Source organism: Bacillus safensis FO-36b, assembly GCF_000691165.1.
Lineage (GTDB): Bacteria > Bacillota > Bacilli > Bacillales > Bacillaceae > Bacillus > Bacillus safensis.
The window spans coordinates 1-9,393 of record NZ_ASJD01000024.1; the positions used below are offsets into that span (position 1 = coordinate 1).

General features: G+C 46.1%; 2 protein-coding genes. Both read left to right on the top strand.

What is annotated here, in order from left to right; all coding sequences use genetic code 11:
- Positions 1–1,419 (top strand): condensation domain-containing protein (locus BA81_RS18845; protein ID WP_034284312.1); only part of this gene is annotated, 1,419 nt, incomplete at its 5' end.
- Between the two features lie 22 nt (positions 1,420–1,441).
- Positions 1,442–9,393, top strand: a 7,952-nt coding sequence (locus BA81_RS18850; protein WP_034284313.1) for an amino acid adenylation domain-containing protein, incomplete at its 3' end; no start/stop codon positions are given.

The window sequence follows — 9,393 nt, forward strand, 5'->3', positions numbered from 1 at the left end:
ACAGCCGACCAATCACCTGTCGAAGGAGAAGCCATTTTAACACCGATTCAGCGCTGGTTCTTTGAACGAAACTTTACGAATCAGCATCACTGGAACCAATCGATGATGCTTCATGCGCCAAATGGTTTAAATGAGAAAAACGTTCAGCAAGTACTGGAACAGCTCATGATTCATCATGATGCCTTGCGAATGGTGTATCCGCTCGAAGAAGGGCGCGTCATCCAGCGTCATCGAGGAATCGAGGAAAATAATGTGGCAATTGATGTGGTGGAAGTAACAGGAGAGCTGTCGCAGCAAATCCAGCAGGTAGAAAAGCTGGCAAATGAAGTGCAGGCGAGTATACCGCTAGCAGACGGGCCTTTAGTGAGACCTGCCATTTTCCGAACGGATCAAGGGGATCATTTATTGCTGGCTGTACACCATCTTGTCATTGATGGTGTGTCATGGCGCATTTTCCTTGAAGATTTCATGGCTCTTTATGAACAGTCGAAGCGCGGGGAAACTCTTACCCTTCCTGAAAAAACACACTCCTTCCAAGAATATGCCCAGAAGCTGACTGAATACGCTGTGTCAGATGAGCTGCTATCGGAAAGAGGTTATTGGAAAAAGGTGCTTGCGCATTCCGTTCCTCCACTTCAAAAGGATCATGTCACGGAGGATCAACGAATGCTTCATACACAGACCATTCGTTTTGCATTGTCTGAAGAGGAAACACGCAGTCTGCTGACGGATGTACATGAAGCCTATCAAACAGAAATCAATGATATATTGCTGACGGCATTAGGGTTGTCCATGAAAGAGTGGACAGGTGAAGACAGGCACTTTATTCATCTTGAAGGACACGGGAGAGAGGACATCCTCCCTGCGGTCAATGTATCACGGACCATCGGATGGTTTACTAGTATGTATCCTGTGTTATTGGATATGTCGCATGCAGACGATCTTTCTTATCAGATCAAGTATTTAAAAGAGGAACTCAGACACATTCCGAACAAGGGCATCGGCTATGGCGTTTTAAAATACTTAACACCTGACAAGATGAAGGACGATATCGATTTTCAAGTCACACCAGATATCAGCTTTAACTATCTTGGTCAGTTTGATGAACAGATCGGCGGCGGTGAATTGAGGCGTTCTCCATGGCATGCAGGACAATCGCTGAGCCCTGAATCTGAGAAACCTCATGCGCTGGATATTGTTGGTTTCGTAGAACAAGCAATGCTCCATGTGACGATTTCCTATCATCACCTTGAATTCGAAGAACGTACGATCGAACAGTTCAAGGAACTCTTAGAAAAGAATGTGAAGGCACTGATCTCACATTGTCTATCACAGGATGAGAGTCAGATCACACCTAGTGATGTGGGAGATGAGGATCTCACCATGGACGAACTTGAAAAGCTAATGGATCTATTTTAAGCAAAAATGAAGAGGTGGACTTATGAGCAAGCAGAAAATTCAAAAGGTATATCCTTTAACACCAATGCAAGAGGGCATGCTGTATCATGCCATGCTAGACCCTAATTCCTCCTCTTATTTCACACAGCTTGAGCTTGGAATAAGCGGAGATTTTGATCTCGATCTTTTTGAAAAGAGTCTCAATGAACTCGTACGGACATATGACATTCTGCGTACAGCCTTTGTTTATCAGCAATTACAAAAGCCTCGTCAGGTTGTACTGGCTGAACGTCATTTAGATGTGTATAGAGAAGATCTATCTCATCTGAATCATCAAGAGCAGAAAAAGGTATTGGATCAATATAAAAAGCAAGTGAGAAAGCAAGGATTTCACTTAACGAATGATCTGTTGTTGAAAGTCGCTGTTTTTCAATTAAATGAAACAAACTGGCACCTGATTTGGAGCAACCATCACATTATTATGGATGGTTGGTCCATGGGTGTGTTGATGAAAAAACTGTTTCATTACTATGAATCTTATCGGAACGGCCGAACACCGGATCGCTCACAAGGTAAGCCTTATGCGGACTATATCCAGTGGCTTGGAAAGCAAAACAAACAAGAAGCGGAAGACTATTGGAAGGAGCGGCTGGATGGTGCTGTTCAGCACCAAGGGCTGCTGCAGCAAAAAGAAGCGAACGGACAATATGATCATCGGGAATGGACGTTTACATGGGACGCTCAAACGGTACAAGCCATTCAAGATGCGGCAAGACAATGCCAAGTGACAGCACCGAACCTTTTTCAGGCTGTCTGGTCCGTTCTTTTAGGCACCTATCATGCAGCAGATGATGTCACATTTGGAACAGTCGTATCAGGCAGACCTCCAAGTGTGTCTGGGATTGAGCGGATGGCAGGGCTGTTTATCAATACGATACCTGTTCGGGTGACATTGGATCAGGAGCAGACCTTTAAACAGCTGTTTCAAACGGTTCAGCAGCATGCATTGGAAGCGGAAAACTATGATTTTATGCCGCTTTATGACATTCAGCAGAAAACAGCTGCTGGAGGAAAGCTCTTTGATCATTTGGTTGGATTTGAAAACTATCCTTTAGATCAAGAGCTGTCTGGTGACACCATGTCTGCACGTCTCGGTTTTGCCATTGATGTAAAGGACGGATTTGAACAAACGAATTTCGATCTCAATGTCCTTGTCTATCCGGGTGAAACGTGGACATTGACATTCAAATACAATGCGATGGCTTTTGAAGAAAAGGTCATTGAAAACATATCAAAACATCTGACCAACCTCATGAAGCAAATCATTCACAATCCTGACGTACGTCTTCATGAAGTGACATGTATTACAGAAGAAGAAAAGCAGCAAATTGAAGCATGGAACCAGACGGAGCGAGATTATCCGAAGCATCTGTCCATTCCTGAGCTGCTCGATGAACGTATCAAGGCGCAGCCTGACCATCCGGCATTAGTCGAAGGCGAGCGAACATTCACATACGAGAAGCTTGGACAAGAAATCCGTCGTTTAGCCAGCAGTCTTGTTAAAAACGGCGTTCAGCCGGGGGATGCTGTGGCGGTATATATGAACCGGTCAGCAGATGCGGTGATCTCTATTTTGGCCATTTTACATGCAGGGGCTGCTTATGTACCGATTGATCCTGCTCAGCCTGAGGAGAGAATCCGTTGGATGCTTGAAGACAGCGGTGTATCCATTTTGCTCTATGCTGACAGCCAGCCGCCAGTTGATGAAAGCATCAAAGCTGTTTGTGTGACCGGCATGTCTCATCACTCACAAGCAGAGTTATCAGTCGAGACGTCTCCATCTCAATTGGCATATATCATGTTCACATCGGGATCAACTGGACGGCCAAAAGGAGTTCAAATTGAGCATCAGCATATTGTGAGGTTAGCATGCTCTCAGGAAAAAATAGGCTTGAACACGTCGGATCGTATGGCGCATACAGGAGCTGTCAGCTTTGATGCGATTACCCTTGAAATCTTCACTACGCTGCTGAATGGGGCGACGCTTTATCCTGTTGACCGTGATACTTTATTGGATATTCACCGGTTTGAACAATTTATCCAAACACATCAGATCACAGCGCTCTTTTTAACGACGGGTTTATTTAATCAGCTCGCTCAGCAGCGGCCGCAAATGTTCAAAGGGTTAAAAACATTATTCACCGGCGGTGATGTGATCAATGTGAAAAGTGCGGAGCTTGTGAAAAAGCAGCATCCGTCAATTACCTTGCTGAATGTCTATGGCCCAACTGAAAATACAACCATCTCGACCATTTACGAAGTAAGAGGAGATGAAACGGGTCCGATCCCAATTGGTCAGCCGATCAATCATACGTCAGCTTATATTTTAGATGACTATCAAAGACTGCAGCCGATTGGAGCGCCAGGAGAGCTGTATGTGGGCGGAGATGGTGTTTCAAGAGGGTACATCAAACGTCCAGATTTGACTGATCAAGTATTCATGGCAAATCCTTTTAAGCCGTCAGGACGGATGTATCGAACGGGGGACTTGGCTAGATATGGTGCAGATGGTCAGATTGAATTCCTCGGCCGTGCCGATGATCAGGTGAAAATTCGTGGCTTCCGTATTGAGCTTGGTGAAATTGAATCAGTGCTTCACCAAGAAGCGGGGATAGATGAAGCAGTTGTACTTGTTCAGCAGCTCTCCTCAGATGAAAAGGAAATCATTGCTTACTTCACAGGGACATTGACAGAAGAAGAGGTACGAGATGTATTCAATCAAAAACTGCCAGCTTATATGGTGCCGCACCATGTGATGAAGCTGGATACCTTTGCACTGACATCGAACGGGAAGGTAGATCGAAAAGCTTTACCTAAGCCTGACGATGTGCATCGCGAGGAGATCAAAATCATTCTGCCTGAGACTGAGACAGAAAAGGCACTCGCTGACATTTGGGAGGAGCTTCTTGGGAAAACGGTTGGGGTAGACGAGCATTTCTTTATGGCTGGCGGGCACTCGCTCAAAGCGATGATGATGTCTGCAAAGGTTCAAGAAGTGCTTCAAAAGGAAGTGCCGATTCAAGTGATTTTCGAGAAGCCGACGATTCGCTCATTAGCGGCTTACATCGATCAGGATGGTCAAGAAGAAGCCGGACATCCTATTTTGCCAGCAGAGCAGGCGGACGAATATCCGGTATCACCAGCTCAGCGCCGTTTATATATTTTGCAGACACTTGAACCAGACAGCACGAATTATCATATTCCGATCGTCTTAACGCTTGAAGGAACACTCGAATATCAGCGGCTCAAATCAGCATTTAATCAGTTAATCCAAACACATGAAATCTTAAGAACGAGCTTTCATATGAACGGGGAAGACATTGTCCAAAGGGTGCATGAATGGACTGAATTTGACCTTCCTGTTCATCACATCAAGGAAGAAGAGGCGGAGGCATTTCTTACTGAACGTCAATCGCCATTTGATTTAACAGCAGCACCCCTTTTGCGAGCTCAGCTGCTGAAAGTCAGTGAGCATCGTCATCTTCTCGTCTTGGAAGCACATCATCTCATTACAGATGGCAGCTCCATGAAGACATTCATTCAAGATTTGGCGAAGGCCTACGATGGGGAAGCTCTTGCTGAACGAGTCCTTCATTATAAAGATTACGCTGTCTGGCAGCTAAGTGAAGAAGAAACGGAGAAACAGAAGGAGCATGAAGTGTATTGGCTGAAGCAATTTGAAGGAGATTTACCGGTTTTAGAGCTGCCAACTGATTATCCGCGTCCAGCGGAACGTGATTTTATTGGAGAACGATTCATGTTTGGCTGTGATCAAGCAACGACTCAGCGCATTCATGAGCTGCTTCAGAAAACCGATACGACCATGTATATGTTCTTGTTATCTGCCTTTCAAGTGCTTCTTGCCTCCTATAGCGGGCAGGAAGATATCATTGTGGGTTCGCCTGTTGCTGGACGGACACACCCTGATATCCAGGACATGCCGGGGATGTTTATCAACACCATTGCGATGCGCGGAAAACCAGAACAAACCAAAACATTTTTACAGCTGCTTGAAGAAATAAAAGAAACAAGTGTTGACGCTTTTGCACATCAAAGCTATCCGCTCGAAGAGTTAATTGCACATCTTCCATTAGACCGTGATACAACTCGGAGCCCGCTTTTTAGCGTGTCATTTAACATGCAGAACATGGAGGTACCAGCGCTAAAGCTCGGCGATCTGCACATTTCGCCTTATGCCATTCAGCATCACTCGGTCAAATTTGATCTATCTTTAGAAGCATTTGAACGCGAGGGAGCATTAAAGCTGAGCTTTGACTATGCAGCGGCGTTATTTAAAGAAGAGACCGTCCGCAGGTTCGGAACTCACCTCCTGGCTATTATTCGTGAGGCGGTTCGTCATCCAGAGGAACAGATCGGCTTGCTCCATATACTAGATCAGCATGAACAAATAGAACGTTTGGAGAAAAAAGGCGAAGGGCAAACGATTCGTCATGAGCCATTCCATGTCCAATTTTCACGTCAGGCGAAGGAAACACCGGATGCTATCGCCGTCATGGATGATCAAAGAAAACTCACCTACCGCGAGCTTGAGGATATGTCATATGCACTTAGCTGTGAGCTTAAAAAACGAGGCGTAGAGAAAGAACAAACTGTGGCACTGATTCTTGACCGCTCTGTCTATGTCATCGTCTCCATGCTCGGTGTGATGAAAGCAGGAGGAGCGTTTGTTCCGATTGATCCAGCCTTTCCGGCTGAACGAATCCGCTACACATTAGAGGATTCAGGTGCACAAGTCATCGTGACAAATGAGTCTCTAGCAGATTCCTATCAAAATCATAAGTCGATTCAAGTGGTGCAGGTTGAACAAGCAGTGCATCAAAGCCATCCACTAGAATTGCCGGAAGTGTCGGTTGATCAGCTCGCTTATGTCATTTACACATCTGGGACAACGGGGAAGCCGAAGGGTGTACAGCTCACGCATCGTAATCTATCACACTATGTCAGCTGGCTGATAAATGAGGTGACATTGCAGGAATGTGATCGGACGGCACTGCTTTCTTCTTATGCATATGATCTTGGTTACACAAGCATTTTCCCTGTTTTAAAAGCAGGGGGGACACTCTATGTTCCTCGTGAAGACGTATATACAGACCCTGTACGTCTGATGCGGTTGATTGATGAACAAGAGCTGACTTATATCAAAATGACACCATCCTTATTTCATATGATGGCAGATTCTAAGGAACATTCATTTAATGCTTTACGCCTGGTGGTACTTGGAGGAGAACCGGTGATCCCTGAGGATGTTGAGACATTTATGATGCAGCATCCATGCGTGGCAGTCATGAACCATTACGGTCCGACTGAGACAACCATTGGTACAGTGACCAAGCTGATCACACCGCAAGAGCTGGACGCTTTGAAGGAACGATCTTTGATCGGACAGCCAATTGCTCACACAAGAGCGCTCGTATGCAATCAGCAGCAGCGGCTTGTCCCTTATGGCGCGCCGGGAGAGCTTTATATATCTGGAGAAGGCGTGTCGAGAGGATATTTGAATCAGCCTGAATTAACAGCAGAACGTTTTCTTGAAAATCCATATGATCCTCAAGAGAGAATGTATCGCACAGGGGATTTGGTCAGACAGCATGCAAATGGAGATATTGAGTTTCTTGGACGAGTCGACGATCAAGTGAAAATCCGCGGCTATCGCATTGAGAAACAGGAAATTGAGCATGCCGCACGTGCACTGGCATCTATTCAAGAAGTCTATGTAAAAGTCCTGCACCTGTCCGGGTTGCCGGAGCTTGCACTCTATTACACAGCGCCTGAACACATTGGAACACTGACGTTTAGAGAAAATCTTGCGGAGACACTGCCTGATTATATGATTCCAACGTATTTTGTGAAAGTCGATCACATTCCACTCACCCAAAACGGAAAGGTGGATGCGAAGTCTCTGCCGCTTCCGCATGAGGTGCATATGAACCGTACGGCGCATGTGGCACCAGAAACGGAACTTGAGCGGGCGCTGTGTGACATTTGGTCAGAAGTTCTTGGAGTTGAACAAATGGGCGTTCTTGACCATTTCTTTGAATTGGGAGGTCATTCCCTCAAGGGCATGGTGCTCATTTCGAAGGTGCAAGCGAAGCTGAACAAGCATGTGCCGCTCAAAGTCCTTTTTGAAAAGCCAACCATACGGGCGATGGCAGCCTACTTGGAAGAAACGGATTCTTCAGTGGTGACATCCATTCAGCCGGCGGAAAAGCAAGATTTCTATCCTGTCTCTTCTGCTCAAAAGCGTATGTATGTCCTGCAGCAGCTGCATCCAGAAGCAGTCACTTATCATATGCCAGCCGTGTTAATGATGGAAGGCAGCCTTGATGTGAAGCAGCTGGAAGCAGCGCTTCAAGCCTTGATCGACAGACATGAATCACTTCGGACAGCCTTTGTAGAAATTGACGGCGTACCCGTTCAAAAGGTCTATCGCCAAGTACCGTTTACATTAGAGGTTGATGAAATAGAGGGCGATCAGGAGCAGTCTGTCGTCGAGTCATTCATTACACCATTCTCATTACATCAAGCACCATTAATGAGGGCAAAAGTGGCGAAGCTTTCTGATGAGAAATATGTATTTATGATGGATATGCACCATATCATTGCAGATGGTGTCACACGCAGTCTGCTCATTCAAGAACTCGCAGAGCTGTATGAGAAAAAGACGTTACCGCCAGTTCAGCTGCATTACAAGGATTTTGCGGTATGGCAGCAGGAAGAAAAGCAGCAGGCGCTGCTTAAGAAACAGCGGCAGTATTGGCTGGAGCAATATGCACAGCCGCCGGAAGACTTAGCACTGCCCCTTGATTTTCCGCGTCCTCAAGTTCAGTCATTTGAAGGAGGGCGAGTCGATAGATGGTTGTCTGCTGAAAAGGTGCAGTCCATCAAAACGCTCATGGCGGAAAAAGGTGTGAGCTTGAACATGGTGATGCAAACGGCATTTGCCATTTTCCTTTCCAAGTTAACTGGGCAGACAGATATCGTCATAGGCGCAGTGACCGCAGGACGTACGCATGCTTCAATCGAGCGGGTTCCAGGCATGTTTGTCAATACACTGGCTCTTCGAAACGAAGTGCAGCCAGAAGAAACGACAGCGCAGCTGCTTGAAAAAATGAAAGATCGCAGCCTGTCAGCCTATGAACATCAAGAATTCCCGTTTGAGGAATTGGTGGCTCAGTTAGATCTTCCGAAAGACACGAGCCGTAATCCATTGTTTAGTGTCATGCTGACAACAGATGACCGTGACCTGACGTTACCGGATTTGAATGGACTCAAGCTGTCGCAAAAGCAGCAAGATACCGTTCATGCAAAATTTGATATAACGCTTGGTGTATTTGAAGAAAATGACCAAGTGGGCTTGCGCTTTGAGTATGCGGCGGCCCTGTTTAAAAAGAGCACCATTCAGCGCTGGAGCATGTATATTGAAAAAATCATAGACGATATGCTGGCTAAGCTGAATCAGCCAATTTCAGCGCTATCTCTCATAACTGAAGAGGAAAAACGAGAGCTGATCAATGAATGGTCAGGACCACACCTCAACGTTCCGTTAGATCAAACCGTTCATGCCTTGATTGAGGCTAAGGCACAAGTAGCACCGCACCAAAAAGCAGTGGTCTTCTGCGGAACGAGCTGGACGTATAAAGAGCTGAACAGCCGGGCGAATGTAGTCGCTTCAAGACTTATCGCAAACGGCACAAAACCAGGAGACCGCGTCGGTATTCTCACCCGTCCTTCTCTTGACATGACAGCCGCTGTCCTGGGCGTCCTCAAGGCAGGTGCGGCATTCGTTCCAATTGATGCAGACTATCCAGCGCAGCGTATTGCCTACATGCTGGAAGACTGCGGGGCAGAGGTACTTCTAATGCAAAAAGGACTCACTGCACCATCTTCATTTACAGGTCATGTGTTGTTCATAGA